The organism is Pseudomonas leptonychotis (genome assembly GCF_004920405.1).
In the GTDB taxonomy this organism is placed as follows: Bacteria; Pseudomonadota; Gammaproteobacteria; order Pseudomonadales; family Pseudomonadaceae; genus Aquipseudomonas; species Aquipseudomonas leptonychotis.
Genome location: NZ_RFLV01000001.1, coordinates 117,730 through 137,155 on the forward strand (window position 1 = coordinate 117,730; position 19,426 = coordinate 137,155).

At 59.5% G+C, this 19,426-nt stretch carries 14 protein-coding genes; 2 read left to right on the forward strand and 12 right to left on the reverse strand.

The genetic code is table 11. The features are described 5' to 3' along the window. Positions 1-3: 3 nt before the first annotated feature. A complete protein-coding gene (xcpS, locus tag D8779_RS00575) occupies positions 4-1,221 on the reverse strand; it encodes a GspF family T2SS innner membrane protein variant XcpS (protein ID WP_136662531.1) in 1,218 nt (405 codons plus the stop codon). Then, entirely contained in the window at positions 1,221-2,708 is a 1,488-nt protein-coding gene (gene gspE / locus D8779_RS00580; protein WP_136662532.1) for a type II secretion system ATPase GspE, read from the reverse strand. Before gspE ends, xcpS begins: the two co-directional genes overlap by 1 nt. A 310-nt stretch (positions 2,709-3,018) precedes the next feature. Between gspE and D8779_RS00585 the strand changes: the two genes are divergently transcribed. Together D8779_RS00585 and gspD are read left to right on the forward strand one after the other, a co-directional pair. After that, a complete protein-coding gene (locus tag D8779_RS00585; RefSeq protein WP_136662533.1) occupies positions 3,019-3,612 on the forward strand; it encodes a type II secretion system protein N in 594 nt (197 codons plus the stop codon). A 4-nt stretch (positions 3,613-3,616) separates the two neighbouring features. Further along, positions 3,617-5,566, forward strand: coding sequence for a type II secretion system secretin GspD (gspD, locus tag D8779_RS00590; protein ID WP_136662534.1), 1,950 nt, complete (start codon positions 3,617-3,619; stop codon positions 5,564-5,566). Positions 5,567-5,630: 64 nt separating this feature from the next. Here the strand turns inward: gspD and D8779_RS00595 are convergent, their stop codons facing one another. The 10 genes from D8779_RS00595 to truA all read right to left on the reverse strand — a co-directional run bounded on the left by D8779_RS00595 (position 5,631) and on the right by truA (position 19,426). Then, complete coding sequence (locus tag D8779_RS00595; protein ID WP_136662535.1) at positions 5,631-8,375, reverse strand: peroxidase family protein; 2,745 nt, start codon at positions 8,373-8,375, stop codon at positions 5,631-5,633. 143 nt (positions 8,376-8,518) lie between these two features. After that, the gene (locus D8779_RS00600; RefSeq protein WP_136662536.1) at positions 8,519-11,158 is read right to left on the reverse strand and encodes a winged helix-turn-helix domain-containing protein; all 2,640 of its coding nucleotides are present in this window, start codon (positions 11,156-11,158) and stop codon (positions 8,519-8,521) included. 245 nt (positions 11,159-11,403) lie between these two features. Further along, on the reverse strand, positions 11,404-12,615 hold the full coding sequence (locus D8779_RS00605) for an O-succinylhomoserine sulfhydrylase (RefSeq protein WP_136662537.1): 1,212 nt from the start codon (positions 12,613-12,615) through the stop codon (positions 11,404-11,406). A 44-nt stretch (positions 12,616-12,659) separates the two neighbouring features. Continuing rightward, entirely contained in the window at positions 12,660-14,168 is a 1,509-nt protein-coding gene (purF, locus tag D8779_RS00610) for an amidophosphoribosyltransferase (RefSeq protein WP_136662538.1), read from the reverse strand. A gap of 44 nt (positions 14,169-14,212) precedes the next feature. After that, positions 14,213-14,767, reverse strand: a complete 555-nt coding sequence (locus D8779_RS00615; protein WP_136662539.1) for a CvpA family protein — start codon at positions 14,765-14,767, stop codon at positions 14,213-14,215. Positions 14,768-14,906: 139 nt separating this feature from the next. After that, the gene (locus tag D8779_RS00620; protein WP_136662540.1) at positions 14,907-15,491 is read right to left on the reverse strand and encodes an SPOR domain-containing protein; all 585 of its coding nucleotides are present in this window, start codon (positions 15,489-15,491) and stop codon (positions 14,907-14,909) included. Beyond that, positions 15,475-16,782 carry a bifunctional tetrahydrofolate synthase/dihydrofolate synthase gene (folC, locus tag D8779_RS00625; protein WP_136662541.1) on the reverse strand — a complete coding sequence of 436 codons (1,308 nt, stop codon included), beginning with the start codon at positions 16,780-16,782 and terminating at the stop codon, positions 15,475-15,477. The genes D8779_RS00620 and folC overlap by 17 nt, the downstream gene beginning before the upstream one ends. Beyond that, a complete protein-coding gene (gene accD, locus D8779_RS00630; RefSeq protein WP_136662542.1) occupies positions 16,779-17,663 on the reverse strand; it encodes an acetyl-CoA carboxylase, carboxyltransferase subunit beta in 885 nt (294 codons plus the stop codon). Before accD ends, folC begins: the two co-directional genes overlap by 4 nt. A 224-nt stretch (positions 17,664-17,887) precedes the next feature. Then, positions 17,888-18,508 carry a phosphoribosylanthranilate isomerase gene (locus D8779_RS00635; protein ID WP_136662543.1) on the reverse strand — a complete coding sequence of 207 codons (621 nt, stop codon included), beginning with the start codon at positions 18,506-18,508 and terminating at the stop codon, positions 17,888-17,890. Positions 18,509-18,559: 51 nt separating this feature from the next. After that, positions 18,560-19,426 (reverse strand): tRNA pseudouridine(38-40) synthase TruA, encoded by an 867-nt coding sequence (gene truA / locus D8779_RS00640; protein WP_136662544.1) that lies wholly within the window; start codon positions 19,424-19,426, stop codon positions 18,560-18,562.

Below are 19,426 nucleotides of genomic sequence, written 5' to 3' on the forward strand. Positions count from 1 at the left end.
TGCTTACCCCACCAACTGATTGAGAGACAGAATCGGCAGCAGGATAGCCAGTACGATCACCAGCACCACTGCGCCCATAAATACCAACATAAACGGTTCGAACAGCCCGACCAGCAAGGCCACCTGCGCACCCAGGTCGTTTTCCTGATTGCGCGCGGTGCGCGCCAGCATCTGGTCCAGCTCACCCGAGCGCTCGCCGCTGGCGATCATGTGCAGCATCATCGGCGGAAACTGGCCGCTGGCTTCCAGTGCACGCGTCAAGCTGCCGCCTTCGCGAACCTTTTGCGCGGCGATCACCACGTCGGCGCGAATCACTCGGTTGGCGATCACCTGCGCACCAATGCCCAGGGCTTCAACCAACGGCACGCCGCTGCGAGTCAAAATAGCCAGGGTCGAAGCAAAGCGGGCGCAATCGGTGGCGCGGATCAAACGCCCCACCAACGGGATACGCAGCAAAAAGCCGTGCCAGCGCGCCTTGACGCCATCATCACGCAACGACCAGCGCAGGGCGAACACACCCAATATCACCACAATCACCGCCAGCCAGCCCCACCCCTTGACCCAATCACTCAGAGCAATCAGGCCACGGGTCAGCGCCGGCAGGGTTTGCCCGGAGTCGATAAACACCCGCACCACATCCGGCACCACATAGCCAAGTAGAAAGCCGACGATCAGTAACGAGGCGCACATCAGAATCAGCGGATAGAGCAGCGCCAACTGGATTTTCTGTCGTGACTGCTGGCGTTGCTCGGTGTAGTCGGCCAACTGTTCCAGCACCGGACCCAGATGGCCGGCATGTTCACCCGCCGCTACGGTGGCGCGGTACAGCTCGGGAAACGCCGAAGGAAATTCTTTCAGGCTGCTGGCCAGGTCATGGCCTTCGAGCACCCGCGCCCGCACCGCCAGCAACATACTTTGGATACGCGGTGAGCTGGCCTGCGCAGCAGCTGCGCGCAAGGACTCCTCAATCGGCAGCGCCGCCTGCACCAAGGTTGCCAATTGGCGGGTAATCAGTGCCAGATCACGGGCTGAAATACCCCGTGCGAAGCTGAAATGCCCCGCACCGCTGACGTTTTCCCGGGTGCGGGTGGCCTTAACGTCGAGTGGTGCCAGTTGTCGCTCGCGCAGTATTTGCCGCACCTGGCGGGCGCTATCGGCTTCCAGCACGCCTTTCTGCTGGCGTCCGTTGCCGTCGAGAGCAAGGTATTCGAAGGCCGCCATTATTCTTCTCGCGTCACGCGCAGCACTTCCTCGACCGTGGTCGCCCCTTCCAGCACCTTGCGCCGGCCATCCTCCCGGATGCTCGGGCCCAGACTGCGAGCGTGGCGGGTCATGTCTTGTTCGGAGGCAGCGTTGTGAATCAGGGTGCGCAGGTGATCGTCAAACACCACCAACTCATAAATGCCGGTACGGCCGCGATAGCCTTGCTGGTGACACTCGGCGCAGCCACGGGCGTGATACAGGGTCGGCGGCGGCGCAAATGGCACGCCAAGCAATTTGCACTCGGCTTCATCAGCTTGATAAGCCTCTTTGCAATGCGGACAGAGCACCCGCACCAGGCGCTGAGCCAGTACACCGAGCAAGGACGACGACAACAGAAACGGCTCGATGCCCATGTCCACCAGGCGGGTGATCGCGCCGATGGCACTGTTGGTGTGCAAGGTCGAGAGCACCAGGTGACCAGTCAACGAGGCCTGCACAGCGATTTCGGCGGTTTCCTTGTCGCGAATCTCACCGACCATTACCACATCCGGGTCCTGACGCAGGATGGCGCGCAGGCCGCGGGCAAAGGTCATATCCACCTTGGCATTAACCTGGGTCTGACCAATACCTTCGAGGTGATATTCGATCGGGTCTTCGACGGTAAGGATATTGCGTGTGCGGTCATTCAGGCTGACCAGGCTGGCGTACAGCGTGGTGGTCTTGCCCGAACCAGTGGGCCCGGTGACCAGCAGAATGCCGTGGGGCTTGCGCACAGTGGCTTCCATCAGGTCGCGATCGCGCGCGCTCATGCCCAGGTGCTGCAGGTTGAGGCGGCCGGCTTGCTTGTCGAGCAAACGCAGCACCACCCGCTCGCCATTGGCCGACGGCAGTGTGGAAACCCGCACGTCCACCTCACGACCGCCGACTTTCAGGGAAATTCGTCCATCCTGGGGGATACGCTTTTCGGCAATATCCAGCCGCGCCATGACCTTGATCCGCGACACCAGCAGAGCTGCCAGCTCGCGCTTGGGCTCCAGCACCTCACGCAGAATACCGTCGACGCGAAAGCGCACGACCAGGCGTTTTTCGAAGGTTTCTAGGTGGATATCCGAGGCGTTTTCCTTGATCGCTTCGCCCAGGATGGCATTGATCAAACGAATGATCGGCGCGTCGTCTTCCTGTTCCAGCAGGTCCTCGGTTTCAGGTACCTGCTCGGCCAGAGCGGCCAGATCCAGGCTACCGCCAATGTCCTCAGCCAGCTGCATGGACGCCGAGTCATGCTGGTAAGCCTTGCCCAGTGCTTGCTCGAAGGCCTCAAGTGACAAGGCATGCAGCGGTAACTGCGCACCGACGAAGCGTTGCGCCTCGGCCAGCGCCACCAGTTCAGCGCCAGGACGGTAGGCCAGGCCAGGCACGCCCTCCACCACCAGCAGGACCACGCCATGGCGCCGGGCAAAACTGAATGGTAATCGCCGTACTGGCACATCTATAAGCAGCGCGTTCATTCGTAACAGGCCTTAAGCACAGTAACCCGACACAGCACCCACGGCTGGAAAGCGAAGGCTCAAAATCAAAGGTTCTGTGAATTAATTGTTGTATGTTGCTCGCAGTAGAGCGAAAACAGCACGCTATCTTTAGCACATTGAGCTGACCGACACACTACCCCAACGGGGGGCTGCCAAATGCTTGCCAAGTGTCTATGATCAGCGCGCGATCCACGCCACATAGTAGGCCACATAATAATAAGTTCTGGAGTGACGCACCTTGCCCTTTTCGGCTATTCAACGCTGGCTGCAGAGCCATATCGCGACCCTAATGGGGCTTGTGCTTGTGACTGCCATGAGCGCCAGCCTGGCATGGCAAAGCGCCGATTGGCTGCGGTTGCTGCGTTCACCCGCGGCGGCGAGCGATAACACGAGCAACGAAGCCGCTGTGGCCGTGCATAGCCTCGAAATCGGCCACTTATTCGGCACCCACAACGCAACCAGCGACGGCCCCGCGCCCAGCACCAACCTGCGCCTGACCCTGCTCGGCAGTTTCGTGCACGCCGATCCTGCTCGCTCCACCGCGATTATTCGCAGCGAAGGCAGCACCGCGCAGCGTTACAGCATCGACAGTGAAATCAGCAGCGGCGTGCGCTTGCACTCGGTCGCAGCGGACCGCGTTGAGCTGCTGCGCAATGGCCGCCGTGAGAGCCTCAGTTTTCCGCTCAATAGCTCGACCGCCGGCAACGTGCAAAGCAATACCCAGGAAATCATGGCCGACCCCCTTGAGCAGCTCAGCGAGATGGAGTCCGATGACCTGAGCCAACTGCGCGAGCGCATGGACGCCCTGCGTGAGCAAATGCAGGCCTCAGACAGCCTACCCAGCGGCGCAGAACCCACCGAACAGCCCACGGAAGACAACTGACACGATGACCCCGACTCTCTCGCGCGTTACCATCGCCCTGCTGGCCGCCGGATTGGCCTGCAGCTCATTACCACTGAGTGCAGCTGTTACAGCCGTCACACCGAGCGCCAGCCAGCAAGAAGAAAGCTGGACCATCAACCTCAAAGGGGCCGATATCCGTGAGTTTATCGACCAAGTCGCGCAGATCAGCGGGCAAACCTTTGTTGTCGATCCGCGGGTCAAGGGCCAGGTCAACGTGGTGTCTAACAGCCCACTGACCTTGAGCGAGGTCTATCAGCTGTTCCTCTCGGTGATGGCCACCCACGGTTTCAGCGTGATCACCCAGGGTGACCAGGCGCGCATCGTGCCTAACGCCGAGGCCAAGTCCGACGCAGATGCGGGCCGCAGCGCGCCGGATCGCTTGGAAACCCGGCTGATTCAAGTACAGCACGGCTCAGCCACCGAGCTGATTCCGCTGATTCGCCCATTGGTGCCGCAGTACGGTCACCTGGCGGCAATTAGCAGCGCTAACGCGATCATCATCAGCGACCGCACGGCCAATATCGAACGCATCGAAGACCTGCTGCGTCAGCTCGACCAGAAAGGTCAGAACGACTACAGCGTGCTCAACTTGCAACATGCCTGGGTGATGGACACCGCCGAAGTGCTGCGCAGCGCCGTGGACCGCGGCCAAGCCAAAGGCGCATCCGGCACCCAAGTGATTGCCGACGGCCGTACCAACCGCCTGATTTTGCTCGGCCCACCCGCCGCACGGGCCAAACTGGTAGCCCTGGCGCAATCACTGGACACGCCCACCAGCCGCTCGGCCAATACCCGAGTGATTCGCCTGCGCCATGGCGATGCCAAAAGCCTGGCAGAAACCCTGGGGGAAATTTCCGAGAAGCTCAAACCGGAAGCGGCCGGGGAAACCACTGGCAAACCGCAAACCATCCTGATTCGCGCCGATGAAAGCCTCAACGCCCTGGTGTTGCTGGCTGAACCGGATGTGGTGGCCACCCTGGAAGACATCGTGCGCCAGCTCGACGTACCGCGCGCTCAGGTCATGGTCGAGGCCGCCATTGTCGAAGTCTCCGGCGATATCAGTGACGCGCTGGGCGTGCAATGGGCCGTAGATGCCCGCGGCGGCAGCGGCGGCCTGGGCGGTACCAACTTCAGCGGCACCGGGCTGTCAGTGGGCCGAGTCCTGCAAGCCATCCAGGACAGCGGCAATGACACCGACAACAACACCCTGGGCAACCTTCCGGACGGTGCAATCATCGGCTTGGGTACCGACAGTTTCGGCGTGCTGATCACTGCATTGTCAGCCAACAGTAAAAGCAACCTGCTGTCGACGCCGAGCCTGCTGACCCTCGATCACCAGAAAGCGGAAATCCTGGTCGGGCAAAACGTGCCCTTCCAGACCGGCTCCTTTACCACCAGTGCCTCAGGAGCCGACAACCCCTTCACCACCATTGAGCGCCAGGACATCGGCGTGACCCTGAAAGTCACCCCGCATATCAACGATGGCGCCAGCCTGCGCCTGGAAATCGAGCAGGAAATCTCCTCGATCGCGCCCACCAGCCAGGGCGTAAATGCGGTCGACCTGATCACCAACAAGCGCTCGATCAAAAGCACCATTCTCGCCGAGAACGGCCAGGTCATCGTATTGGGCGGGCTGATTCAGGATGACGTCACCCAAGCTGATTCCAAGGTGCCGCTGCTGGGTGACCTACCCCTGCTCGGCCGGTTGTTCCGCTCCACTAAAGAGACGCGGATCAAACGCAACCTGATGGTCTTCCTGCGCCCGACGGTTATCCGCGACGCGGCCGGTATGGCAGCGTTGTCCGGGAAGAAATACAGCGATATCCGTGTGCTCGGTGATGTGCGCGAGGACTATCGCCCCGGCATATTGCCACGTGATCCGGTGCAGCTGTTTGACAAGGCAGAACCTGGGGCCGTCGATCTGCGCGAATAGCGCATTGGCAAACAAAAAGGCCTCGGTAAATACCGAGGCCTTTTTTTATTACGGCGACTAGCGCTTACTTATCTTCGTTACGCTGATGCTTGAAGAACACCCCGTTGTCACCGAAGGCTGAGGCGATAAACGCCGAGGTCAGCTCCATCTCGCCGATCTTCACCGCGCTGTTGCGGCGCTGAGCAGCATAGTAACGACTGATCGAGGGGATGATTGAGGTTTTGATCTCCATCGCCGTAGCGTAAACGTCATAGACCTTGGTGCCTGCATTCAAGGTCAGCAGATCGTTGCGGAAATCATGGGCCGTGCTGGCAAAGCGGTTACGCAGCTCACTTCGCGGCACGAAGTAGATCTGCGTCGGCGCCTTGGGCTTGGCCACCACCGCACCGTTCTGGCTGACTTCGGCCAGGTCGTTAAGCAGCAGCAATGTCGGTTTCATGCTCACCGCCGAGAACAAGATGGTCGTGCCCAAGGTGTCGTTAACTTCCGGCACCACGTATTGCGATAACTCGTTGGCGAAGAAGTTATGGTTCGCGCCCTGCCCGCTCAAGGTATAGAGCGCCGAGACGTTTTCCGACGGTTTGCCATCGACAAAGGCTTTCCACGCCAAGCCAGGGGCAAAACCTCGATCAGCCGGATCACCGGTTACTGATAAGCGCAGCAAGCCACTGTCTGAGCCTTGGAACAGGCCGCTGAAGGGGTTGTTCGGCACGGCAACAAACTTGACCTTGGCCATCACCCCATGGGGATGAATGGGTTTCTCGTAACCAGCCGGCGCCACGTCGCTGCGGGTTTTCACCTTGCTCCACAGGATCGAGCTGATCAGTCCGCCAATATTCACTGGCTGCAAAACTGGCAGCCGGTCGGCGGCGTACTGGGTGCGTAACGCGCCGTTAACCCAGAGGTTTTCCTGCTTGTTGGCCGCCGGCCAGCTTTCGTAATCCGCCGGGATGTTCAGGCCCCAGGGTTTGAAGGCGTTTTCCACACCAACCAAACTGCTCTGCAACTGCGGGTTATGCCGACGCAATACATCGACCATGGTCGTGTGTTCAACCCAATCGATACCTTCCTGGGTGTACACCTCAGGGCGATAGTCCTTGGTATAGAAACGGTCAGCCATCAGCCGGCGTGAGGCGTTCATGATGAAAATCTGGAACGCTGTCTCACCGAAAGCAAAGCCATCTGGGCGCACCGTTTCCGCCAATTGGCCGACCAGGGTGTCGATTTTCTCGATGTCGTTGCTGTACAGACGCTTGAGCTCGGCCAAGGTGGCCGCATCCTTAGTCAGGTCCTCGAACTTGGTGATTGGATTGAGGCCGATCTGCCGGCGGAACTCGTTATAGCGCGGCACGCCACGTTCACGGTCACGCAGCACGTCGATGGCCGCCAAGTCGATATCGCCTACCAATGGCATCGACAGGTTACGCAGGAAGTTGGGGTAGTTGTGCAGCGTCAACGAACCTGGATTGGTGATACCGAAGGAATACCACAGGCGCTCCGGGCGTTCGTCGTTGAGCAGGTTCTCAGCGTCGCGGTCACGGGTATTTTGCAGTGCAATGGTGCGCGAGACCTGATTGGAGCCGATGTCATACACCTGCACGTTGTCACGCATCAGTGGGTGCATGCGGTACACCGAGACAAACTCTTCGGTGAGGGTGAACGGCACACCGTAGTTGTTCGGCGCAGTGGAGCCAACGATGCCCGTCAGGGCGTGATCGATGGCGCTGTTGCCGACACCTGGGGCCACATTCGGGTCGAAACCGAGAATGCGTTTAACGAAAGAGTCGGACTTAGCCAAGTCTGCCTGCAGCATGCGTACTTCCGCCTGGAAGTCATCACGCGGGCCGCCCTGACCGATTAAGCCCCACCAGTTGGAATACATGGCGCGCTCGGTAATCGGGTTGGCGATCACTGCCGGGGTCCATTCCACGGTATGGATCTTGGCCATCAACGCCGCGTTAATCAGGCGCGCCCGGTCGTACAGCCACTGGTCACTCTGCGCCGGGTATTTCTGCTTGAGTTTGCTGGCAATGGCGTTGTGCTCAAGGGTGAACAGCTGATGCAGCATGCTCAAGCCCACCCACCAGTTTTCGTTGAAACCGGTGACGGGTTTGCCGCTGAGCAGCTCGGTGGGCAAGGTGCCGTTGGCATTGACCTTGAGCTTGCCGTCGACAAAAGAACGCACCTTGTCGTTGGTTTCCTTGCTGCTGCCATACAGCTGCGAGCCATCCCACCAGTGGGTGTTGTGGTTACGGTAGGTTTGCGGCTTGCCGGCGTCACTGCTGCTGCGGCTCGGGTCAGGCTGGGTGCGCTTGACCGACATGTTACCGCTGCCCAGCACATCGCCTGGCGGTAGCGGAAACTGGATCGGATCGGCATCGGCATTCGGGCCGTGGTCGAACCAATCGTGCACCATAAATTGAATCCAGGCAGCGGCGATAAAGTTGAGGCTGGCCGCGGGTTTGAATTCCTCACGCGCCATCAGGCTGTTACTCACCTCGCGTGGGTTGGGCGTCAACAAGGTACTGGTTTCACCCCGAGTCACTGCCGGGTTGACGTTACGACCGAAGCGCCGATACACCGAGCCCTCGGCCGGATTACTGAGAATATTGCAGGTACCGTCCTCGGTACGCGCTGCCTGGCTGCGCGCATCACAGGTGATGTTGGCGTTGTAGCCCGCGTAATTTTCGACATCAAAAAGGTTGTTCTCAAACAATGACTGACGCTCTACCGCCAGCACCAGTAATCCTGAGACTACGCCCAGCGTTCCCAGCTTGGTTAACGCTGGCCAAGTGACCCATACCGACATGGCTATTTCTCCCGTTCTTATTGTTGTACGGACAAGGCGGCTACTGACATAGCAGCGCAGGATCAAGCCTATCGACGGGTATGGCCCAGCGCCCCCTTCCTGCGGAGGGGCTGGTGCCTATTGGTGTCTGGGCAGGTGAGCGTTCAGTTAAGCGAGGCGCGCGGCCGGACGGCAAGAATCGCCTCGGTGCGACTGGAGACGTTGAGCTTGGAGTAGATGTTTTTCAGGTGCCATTTAGTGGTGGACAAGGCGATGCCGGTCTTGGCGCTAATCTGAGTGTTCGACAGGCCGCTGAGCAGGCACTCGAACACCTCCACTTCACGCCCGGTGAGCAGGCTGCTGGCCAGCGCATCGACCGGCGGCGTAGCCTGGATACCCTGGAGAAATTCGCCGTAATGCTCACGGTATTTGTCCGGCACGACCAGTAGCCCAGACTGCGCCAGGTCCAGTACGCCTGCGGCAAAACCCGGCGCCTCATCGAATACCGAGCGGTTGATATTAACGATGCCATAGACCTCGACCAGGCCGCTCAAGGCCGCCAACTGCTGGCCCTTAGTCTGCGCAGGAGCCGCCAGCACCAGGCGATTGGCCTCGACGATCAACAACCGCGCGCGCATCTCACTTGGCCGCAATGAGGCCGCCAGCACCTTGAGAATGCGCTCCGCCTGGGCCAGGGCGCCACGGGCGCGCAGCCAGTACACACAGGCCAAGCCCACACGCTCCCAGTTCTCGTCATAGGCACGCACAACCGCCCACTCCCCCGCCTGGAGCCGCGCCGCTAAATCATAGCGCTGCGCCACGGCGTCCATGGCCGCGCTCGTACCGCTGAGCAAGGCCTGACGCATGCTTTCCTGGGCCACCTGACTGACAAAACGCGCGTAGTTACCCAACTGCAGAATGCACGACAATTGGTCGAGCAAGCGGCTGGCGCGTGCCGTCTGTTGCTGTCGATGCAACAGCCGCGAGAGGGTGATATAGACCGTGGCAATCGCCTCGGTGGCCGAGGATGAGTTAACCATCGCCATCAGTTCGTCACACAGCTGCTGCGCCTCGACTAACTGATTCTGCTCATACAGCACCACCACCATGGCCGTGGCTCGGTTTACCCAGGCTGGGGCCGCTTTATCGGTGCGCTGGTAATCGCTGCACACCTCTTTGCGCGCGTGGGTGGCGCGCCCGGCATTGCGATGGCAGAGCGCAATAGTCAGATCGGTGTAGCTCTCCAGAAAACTGTACCCACATTGCGCCAGCAACTGCTTGGATTCACTGGCGCAGCGGATAGCTTCTTGTAAGCGCGAGGCCAGCAAATGTTGATAGGCAATCACCGCCAGGGTGCAGGCGCGGATTTCCAGATCCTGGCCTGGCTCAAGTAACTCACGCCAGGCGGGTGGCGGGTCAAAGTCCTTGTCCTGCTCGAATAGCCCCAACAGCAGCGCAAGAAACTGCCGAGTGGCCGGTTCCAGGTTCGCCCCAGGCACGCCGCAACCCAAGCTGTCGAGTAACTCCAGGTAGTAATGCGCTTGATGGAAACGGCGTGACAATGACAGCGCCGCGATCAACCAACCGAGCAACTTGGGTCGGGCCGACAGCAGCGCTTCGGGCAACGGTTCCAGCCAGCGCAGGATGTCGCCGAACTGCCCATTGCGCACCCAACTCGCACAACTGCCCTCAAGCATGTCGAGAAAAACCGTTTGTTCGTTGCAGCGCTGGGCATGCTGCAACGCCTGCTCATGCTCACCCAACCCCAGGTAATAATCGGCTGCGCGGCTGTGCAGCTGATCCAGGCGCGCATATTCCTCGACGAGCAGGCGGCGATAGAGAAAATCCTGCAACAACGCATGGAAACGGAACCAGCCTGGCTGGTGCTCCACAGGCAACAAAAACAACTGTCGCTCGGCCAGCTCTTCCAGCAACAACGCCGAACCCGTGCGCTGCATGACGTAATCGCACAGCGCGCCGTCGAAGCGTTCGAACAGGCCACTGCAGAGTAAAAATTCACGCAGGTCCGGCGGCAACTGGCGCAGCACCACATGACCAAAATAATCGACGATTTCCGGCTGGCTGCCGTCAAATCGCTCCAGCGCCTGGGTGCCGAAGCGGGCATACGCGAGTAAGGCAATCTTCACGCCGGCCACCCAACCTTCGGTCATACCCAGCAGGCTGCCCACGTAGGCATCACTCAGGGCATGCCCACCCAGGTGCGCGTTAAGTTGCTGCACCTGGGCGGGCGACAGGCGTAGATCGTGCTGATCAATACACAGCAAGCGATTTTCCAGTTTGAGCTGGCTCAAGGAAAAACCTGGGTGATTACGGCTAGCCAGAATCAGTCGCACATTGGCCGGCAACTGCTCCAGCAAGCTGGTTATCACCTCAAGAATGCTCGGGCAATCGATCCACTGAAAGTCGTCCAGCACGATAAACAGGGGTTGCTCGATACGCGCCAAGGCATCGCTGAGCAGATCGCCGAGCAGCTGCGGCGACAGGCCAGTAGCCACCGCTAGCGGGTTGAACCAGGACGTATCAAAGTCACCCACCTGGGCACGAATGATCTCAGCCAAGCGCCGGAAAAAGCACAACGGATCGTTGTCGCGCGCTTGCAGCGGGTAATGCACCACCGCCGCCTCGCATCGAGCGCGCCAGTGTTGCAGCAGTGTCGACTTTCCCGAGCCGGCCGGGGCCAGCACTAAGGTCAGGGCAAAGCGCTCACTGCGCGCCAGCAGTTGCAAAAGACTTTCACGCTGCACACCAGTGGCCAGCGCCGCCAAAGGCTGTGGATGATCCATACGCAGGCACCCTTGTCAGGCGTCGATTTATTATTTTCACGCTGTCAGGCGCAGCGCTTGGCGGTGGATGCTAGCGTCCGCGCGCCCACAAACTTTGAAACGGGTCATGTTTCTTGCCCCCCCTAATCAAAGGTTTGCCCACAGCCAGGTGCACCTATGGATAAGGCGAGGCAATAGACGACACGTTGGGGAGAAATGAAGCAGCCTGGCGGGCCATTAAAGACCCGCCAGCTGAGGCGCAACGCTTAGAGCGCTGCCAGACCGCGGGCCAGATCCGCCTGCAAATCGGCCAGGTCTTCCAGGCCAACCGCCACACGGATCAAATTGTCGCGAATACCGGCATTGGCCCGCTCAGCAGGGCTCAAACGACCATGGGAGGTGGTCGCCGGATGGGCGATGGTGGTTTTGGTGTCGCCGAGGTTGGTGGTGATGGAAATCACCCGCGTGGCATCAATAAAGCGCCACGCGGCTTCTTTGCCACCTTTGACCTCGAAGCTGACCACCGCGCCGAACGCACTCTGTTGCCGCTTGGCCAATTCATGCTGCGGGTGGCTGGGTAAACCGGCGTAATGCACGCGCTCGATGCCCGGCTGCTGCTCCAACCACTGCGCCAGTTGCAGCGAGCTGTTGCAGTGCGCCTGCATGCGAATGCGCAGGGTTTCCAAACCTTTGAGGAAAATCCACGCATTAAACGGGCTCAGCGTCGGCCCAGCGGTGCGCAGAAAGCCCACCACTTCTTTCATCAATTCGGCCTTGCCCGCCACGACGCCGCCCATGCTACGGCCCTGGCCGTCGATGTACTTGGTCGCCGAGTGCATAACAATATCGGCGCCCATTTTCAGCGGTTGCTGCAACGCCGGCGTACAGAAGCAGTTATCCACCGCCAGCAATGCACCCTTGCTGTGGGCGATGTCCGCCAAAGCAGCAATATCCACCAGCTCTGCCAGTGGGTTGGACGGCGACTCGACAAACAGCAGCTTGGTGTTGGCTTTGAATGCAGCGGCCCAGCCGTCGAGATCCGCCAGCGGCACATAATCGACTTCAACACCGAAACGTTTGAGGTACTTTTCAAACAGGCTGATGGTTGAACCAAATACGCTGCGTGACACCAACACATGGTCGCCTGCGCTGCACAGGCTCATGACCATGGCCAGAATGGCTGACATACCCGATGAAGTCGCGACCGCCTGTTCGGCACCTTCCAAGGCCGCGATGCGCTCCTCAAAGGCACGCACAGTCGGGTTGGTGTAACGCGAGTAAACGTTGCCCGGCACCTCGCCAGCAAAGCGTGCAGCCGCATCGGCTGCGGTGCGAAATACATAGCTGGAGGTCGGGTAGATCGCCTCACTGTGTTCGCCTTCCGGTGAACGGTGCTGCCCAGCGCGCACCGCCAGGGTGTCAAAACCGACGCCGTCGAGATCGCTGTCCAGACGTCCGGCTTGCCATTCAATCGTCATTGCCAATCCCCTCAACCAGCCCGCCGTAACGGGCTGTGCGCAACTTAGTTGTTGTACAGGTCGATAATCGCACTGACAGCCTGGGATTTGACCTTCGAGAGGTCATTACGCGCCTGCTCGATCTTGTTCAGGTAAGCCTCGTCGACATCGCCGGTGACGTACTTGCCATCAAACACCGCGCAGTCGAAGTTATCGATCTTGATCTTCTTGCTGCCACTGACCGCTTCGATGAGATCCGACAGGTCCTGGTAGACCAGCCAGTCGGCACCGATCAGCTCGCAGACTTCCTCGGTGGTGCGGCCGTGAGCGATCAGCTCATGGGCGCTGGGCATGTCGATACCGTACACATTCGGGTAGCGCACAGCTGGGGCGGCCGAGCAGAAATACACGTTCTTCGCCCCCGCCTCACGGGCCATCTGAATGATCTGCTTACAGGTGGTGCCACGCACAATGGAGTCGTCCACCAGCATCACGTTCTTGCCGCGGAACTCCAGCTCAATAGCGTTGAGCTTCTGGCGTACGGATTTCTTGCGGGCCGCCTGGCCCGGCATGATGAACGTACGGCCGATATAGCGATTCTTGACGAAGCCTTCGCGGAACTTCACACCCAGGTGATTGGCCAGCTCCAGCGCTGCCGTACGGCTGGTATCTGGAATTGGGATGACCACGTCGATGTCATGCTCCGGGCGTTCACGCAGGATCTTGTCGGCGAGCTTCTCGCCCATGCGCAAGCGCGCCTTGTACACCGAAATGCCATCCATGATCGAATCCGGGCGCGCCAGATAGACATGCTCGAAGATGCACGGTGCGTACTTAGGGTTGCTCGCGCACTGGCGGGTGTAGAGCTTGCCGTCTTCGGTGATGTACACCGCTTCGCCTGGAGCCAGGTCACGAATCAGAGTGAAACCGAGCACGTCCAGAGAAACACTTTCCGAGGCGATCATGTATTCCACGCCTTCGTCGGTATGACGCTGACCGAAGACGATGGGCCGGATGCCATTAGGATCGCGGAAGCCGACAATGCCGTAACCGGTGATCATCGCCACCACCGCATAACCACCCACGCAACGCTCGTGCACGTCCGTCACGGCGGCGAATACATCTTCCTCGGTCGGCTGCAATTTACCGCGCTGCGCCAATTCGTGGGCAAACACGTTGAGCAGCACCTCCGAATCGGAATTGGTGTTGACGTGGCGCAGGTCTGACTCGTAGATCTCCTTGGCCAGCTGCTCGACGTTGGTCAAGTTGCCGTTGTGCGCCAGGGTGATGCCGTAAGGCGAGTTGACATAGAACGGCTGCGCTTCAGCGGAGCTGGAACTTCCCGCAGTCGGGTAGCGCACGTGGCCAATGCCCATATGGCCGACCAGGCGCTGCATGTGACGCTGCTGAAAGACGTCACGGACCAGGCCGTTGTCTTTGCGCAGGAACAAGCGGCCATCATGGCTGGTGACAATACCGGCAGCATCCTGGCCGCGGTGCTGGAGGACGGTCAGCCCGTCATACAGCGCCTGATTGACGTTCGATTTACCGACGATACCGACAATGCCGCACATGTGACGCAACCCCTACGCAATGGAACGAGATAATTCTGTATGCACTACGGCAGTTTAGGCTGCAGCAGCGCCTCTTTGAACGGTAATTCCGCCGGCGCGCTTATGCCGCTGGCAAGCCACTCACTGGACAGCCCGAGGATCAGATTTTTCGACCAATCGGCAACCATTAGAAAATGCGGCAGTAGAGCTGACTGTTGCCACCAGCTGTCTTGCTGAACCGGGGCCAGGCTAATGAGCCCAACCAGCACTACAACCAACAGGCCCCCGCGCGCCGCGCCGAAGACCATGCCAAGAAAACGATCAGTACCCGACAGCCCGGTAACGCGGATCAACTCACCAATCAGGTAATTGATTAAGGCTCCGACCAATAGCGTGACTACAAACAGAATCGCGCAACCTGCAATGACGCGCGCCGAGGGCGTTTCGATAAAACCCACCAAGTGCTGCGAAAGGGCGCCGCCAAACATCCAGGCGACCACGCCAGCAATGATCCATGTAAGCAGGGATAGGGCTTCCTTGACGAAGCCACGGCTCAGACTGATCAGACTTGAAACGGCGACAACGGCGATAATCGCCCAATCGACCCAGGTGAATGCCACGATGCAGGTTACCGACGAGAAAGGCGCTGCATTTTAGCAGAGCACCTGTGCAGGGCGTAAGCAAAGGATTCGCCAACCGCTGAAATGCCTGACCTACCTGGTTGAAGATCAGGCTTGGCCAGGCTGCGCAGCCAGACGATTAGCCGGCCTCAGGTTGAAAGCGCACCACAAAACCGTTGAGTTTGTGCTGACGATTGAGCTGATCACGTAAACGATCAGCCTCGGCACGCTCAATCAACGGCCCGACAAACACCCGATTCATGCCATCAACACTGCGGATGTAGGCGTTATAGCCCTGCGTGCGCAATGTTTTTTGCAGCTTTTGCGCCCCATCACCACTGGACAAGCTCGCCAGCTGCACCGACCAACTGATCGGTAGGCTGTTGGCATCCAGTTTACTAGGGGTTGCTGGTGGCGCGACTGGAGCCGCCGGTACAGGCGCTACAGCTGGCGTTTCCACTGCGGCCGTTTCGATCGATTCCAGTGGCTGCACAGCGTCAGCCTCAACCGGCTCGTCCGGCAGCAATTGTGGCTCTGGAACCACCACAGGTTGCAGCTCGATATCCGGCATCTCAGGCGCTACTGGCATCGCGGGGGCATCAACCTGAACCCGCTGCGACTCATCTTCACGCGAGAGCAGCATGGGCAGAAAAATGACCGCCAGCGCCAACAACACCAACGCACCGACCATGCGCTGCTTCAACCCTTTATCCAGCAAAGCCATCCTGCACGCCCTCATTGGCTTGACGGGCCAGCCAATCCAGGGCCTCGGCCACGCAATAGAAAGATCCAAACAACAGCACTTCATCCCCATCCGAAGCCTGCTCACACTGCGCTTCAAGCGCCGCTTGTACCGTGTCATGGGCTGTTACGTGCGCCCCACAGTGGTGTAAGTGCGCCTGCAACTCGGCTGCTGTACGGGTACGACTGGTTGGCAATGTCGTCACAGCCCAGCAGTCCACTTCACCGAGCAAGGGTGCCACGACGCCAGGCAGATCCTTGTCAGCAAGCATACCGAACACCGCCAGACGCTTGCCTGGCAGCGCACGACTGGCCAGACGCTGCGCGAGATACTCAGCTGCATGGGGATTATGCCCAACATCGAGCAGCAGCGTGAGTGACTTGCCCCGCCATTTAAATTTTCTGCGGTCTAGGCGCCCAATCATCCGGGTCTGCTGCAATGCCTGCGTGATCGCCTCAGGCTGCCAAGGCAACTGCATGACGGCATAAGCCTGCAAGGCCAAAGCTGCATTTTCCATGGGCAAGTCGAGCAGGGGTAACTGCGCCAAGCGCAATACGCCCCCCTGACAATCAAGACCGTACCAAGACCAGTCCTGCGCAGTAATGCTCAGGTCGTAGTCGCGGCCTCGTAGAAAAAACGGGGCATCCAGCAACGCCACTCGATCAAGTAGTGGCTGCGGCGGCTCCAGATCACCACACAAGGCAGGCTTGCCCTCGCGGAAGATTCCCGCTTTCTCGAATGCGACCGACTCACGGCTATCGCCTAGCCAGTCAACATGGTCAATACCGATGCTGGTAACCACAGCAACGTCAGCATCCAGCAAGTTCACCGCATCCAGCCGACCACCCAGGCCAACCTCTAGCACCAGCGCATCCAAACCCGCCTGCTGAAACAGCCAAAACGCCGCCAGGGTACCCATTTCGAAATAGGTTAACGAGGTTTCACCGCGGGCAGCTTCGACCACGGCAAAGGCTTCACAGAGCATGGCATCAGTGGCTTCAACGCCAGCGATCTGCACTCGCTCGTTGTAACGCAGCAGGTGTGGTGAGCTGTAAACACCAACCTTGAGCCCCTGCCCTTGCAGCAGTGAGGCCATAAAAGCACAAGTCGAACCCTTACCATTGGTCCCGGTGACGGTAATCACCCGTGGCGCCAGTTTAGTAAGACCAAGGCGCTGCAACACTACTCGGGAACGCTCCAAGCCCATATCAATGGCACTGGGATGCAGCTGCTCCAGATAGCTCAGCCAATCGGTAAGGGTGCGCTCGGTCATGCAGTAGCCGGTAATGCTACAGGCGATGGCAGCCCCATCAACTGCGCCAACAAGCGCGCTAGGCGCGGACGCAGCTCAGCACGATGAACGATCAAGTCGATGGCGCCATGCTCCAGCAGGAACTCGCTGCGCTGAAAGCCTTCCGGCAGCTTCTCGCGCACGGTCTGCTCAATCACACGCGGGCCGGCAAAGCCGATCAGCGCACGGGGCTCAGCGACAATCACATCACCGAGCATAGCCAAGCTGGCAGACACGCCGCCGTACACGGGGTCGGTCAATACCGAGATAAACGGAATACCTTCTTCACGCAAACGCGCCAGCACGGCCGAAGTTTTGGCCATCTGCATCAGCGAGATCAGCGCTTCCTGCATACGCGCGCCGCCAGATGCGGCGAAACATACCAACGGGCAACGCTGCTCCAACGCCGCATTGGCGGCGCGAACAAAGCGCTCACCGACGATCGCCCCCATCGAGCCACCCATAAAGGAGAACTCGAAGGCGCAGGTCACTATCGGCATGCCTTCCAACGTGCCACGCATGGCAATCAGGGCATCCTTCTCGCCGGTCTGTTTCTGCGCACCGGCGAGACGATCTTTGTATTTTTTGCTGTCGCGAAACTTCAGGCGGTCAACAGGCTCGAGTTCGGCACCCAGCTCTTCGCGCCCTTCTGCATCCAGAAAAATATCCAACCGCGCACGCGCATCAATACGCATGTGGTGATTGCACTTGGGGCAAACATCCAGGGTTTTGCCTAACTCAGGTTTGTACAGTACCGAGTCGCAGGACGGGCACTTATGCCAAAGGCCTTCAGGCACCGAACTCTTCTTGACCTCGGAACGCATGATCGAGGGGATCAGTTTGTCTACCAACCAGTTGCTCATGCTATCGACTCTCCAAAGCTGTTAACCGGGCATGCTGCGCTATATGCGGCCTGCATTACCCGGGGGAATTCATGAGTGCGGCCGTTTCAGGGACCGGTGCATAGCCATGACGACGTCACGTTCACACCCGCCGCCCTCGAACGACCGCCTGCAGCGTTTAAACAAACTGCAACAGGGGTATGGACGGCCAAGTCTGGAGCGCCGTCACATCAACACTGCATGCCTTAAGCAGCCCTTACCGCCTGCATAAACGCGCGAATCTTCTGCGCGTCCTTGATGCCCTTAGCTGCTTCAACGCCACCACTGACATCAACCGCGTAAGGTCGCACCCGAGCGATAGCCTGCGCAACGTTCTCAGCCGTCAAACCACCCGCCAGGATAATCGGTTTACTCAAGCCTTCAGGCACCAGCGACCAATCGAACGCCTCACCCGTCCCACCCGGAATGCCTGGCACATAGGTATCGAGCAGCACGCCACTGGCATTTTTGTAGAGCGCAACCTGCGCAGCGATGTCATCGCCCGGTTTTACCCGCAGCGCTTTGATATAGGGGCGGTGGTAGCCCTCACAGCTTTCCGGGCTCTCATCGCCATGAAATTGCAGCAGATCAAGCGGCACCGCATCGAGCATTTCACCCAGCTCGCAGCGGCTGGCATCGACAAACAGGCCCACCGTGGTCACAAAAGGCGGCAAGGCGTTAATGATCGAACGGGCCTGCTGCACCGTGACCGCGCGCGGGCTCTTGGCGTAAAACACCAAGCCAATAGCATCCGCACCGGCCTCAACAGCCGCCAATGCGTCCTCTACGCGGGTAATGCCGCAAATCTTGCTGCGAACGACTGACAACAGGATGACCTCAGTTAATTCAGTAAAGCTGGATGCTAACAAAATAGCCTTTCAAGCGTCAGCCGCCACATCCGGCAAGCCCGAGAGAAAGTGCGGGCCAAGATAACGCTTGGGCAGGTCGAATTCATCGGGGTAATCGACCTGCACCAGATACAAACCATAGGGATGTGCAGTCACACCGCCGGTACGTCGCACGCGGGTTTCCAGCACCTCTTGCGCCCACTCCACCGGCCGCTCACCCGCACCAATGGTCATCAGCACGCCGGCAAGGTTACGCACCATGTGATGCAGGAAAGCATTGGCGCGGATATCCAACACAATAAATCGCCCATGCTGCAGCAACTCTAGGTGATGGACGGTTTTGATCGGTGACTTGGCCTGGCACTGACGCGCCCGGAACGCACTGAAATCATGGGTACCGATAAATGCTTTGGCCGCCTCGCGCATGCGCTCGACATCCAACGGCCGGTGGTTCCAGGTCACTTCCTCGGCCATATGCGCCGGGCGAATCTGGTCGTTATAGATCACGTACCGATAGCGCCGCGCCTGAGCGCAGAAGCGCGCATCAAAGTGCGCCGGCATCGACTTGGCCCAGGTCACGCTGATATCACCGGGCAGGTTCATATTCGCCCCCATGACCCAGGCATGCATGGAGCGCTCGACCGGCGTATTGAAATGCACCACCTGGGCACTGGCATGCACCAGCGCATCGGTACGCCCTGCGCAACTCAGGGTTACGGGGACGCCGCCGGCGACTTTCGCCAAGGCTTTTTCCAGCGACTCTTGAATGGTAGGCACACCGGCACGCTGACGCTGAAAACCGCGATAGCGCGAACCTTTGTACTCAACCCCCAGGGCTATCTTGAAAACGCCAACGGCAGCCGAAGCGGCTGCCGTTGTAGTAAGACCATCAGACAT

Coding starts and splice junctions, on each gene's coding strand:
- purF (WP_136662538.1), bottom strand. CDS start 14,168: ATGTGCGGCATTGTCGGTATCGTCGGTAAATCGAACGTCAATCAGGCG.
- D8779_RS00585 (WP_136662533.1), top strand. CDS start 3,019: ATGGGGCTTGTGCTTGTGACTGCCATGAGCGCCAGCCTGGCATGGCAA.
- truA (WP_136662544.1), bottom strand. CDS start 19,426: ATGTCTGATGGTCTTACTACAACGGCAGCCGCTTCGGCTGCCGTTGGC.
- D8779_RS00595 (WP_136662535.1), bottom strand. CDS start 8,375: ATGTCGGTATGGGTCACTTGGCCAGCGTTAACCAAGCTGGGAACGCTG.
- folC (WP_136662541.1), bottom strand. CDS start 16,782: ATGACCGAGCGCACCCTTACCGATTGGCTGAGCTATCTGGAGCAGCTG.
- gspD (WP_136662534.1), top strand. CDS start 3,617: ATGACCCCGACTCTCTCGCGCGTTACCATCGCCCTGCTGGCCGCCGGA.
- xcpS (WP_136662531.1), bottom strand. CDS start 1,221: ATGGCGGCCTTCGAATACCTTGCTCTCGACGGCAACGGACGCCAGCAG.
- gspE (WP_136662532.1), bottom strand. CDS start 2,708: ATGAACGCGCTGCTTATAGATGTGCCAGTACGGCGATTACCATTCAGT.
- D8779_RS00605 (WP_136662537.1), bottom strand. CDS start 12,615: ATGACGATTGAATGGCAAGCCGGACGTCTGGACAGCGATCTCGACGGC.
- accD (WP_136662542.1), bottom strand. CDS start 17,663: ATGAGCAACTGGTTGGTAGACAAACTGATCCCCTCGATCATGCGTTCC.
- D8779_RS00620 (WP_136662540.1), bottom strand. CDS start 15,491: ATGGCTTTGCTGGATAAAGGGTTGAAGCAGCGCATGGTCGGTGCGTTG.
- D8779_RS00600 (WP_136662536.1), bottom strand. CDS start 11,158: ATGGATCATCCACAGCCTTTGGCGGCGCTGGCCACTGGTGTGCAGCGT.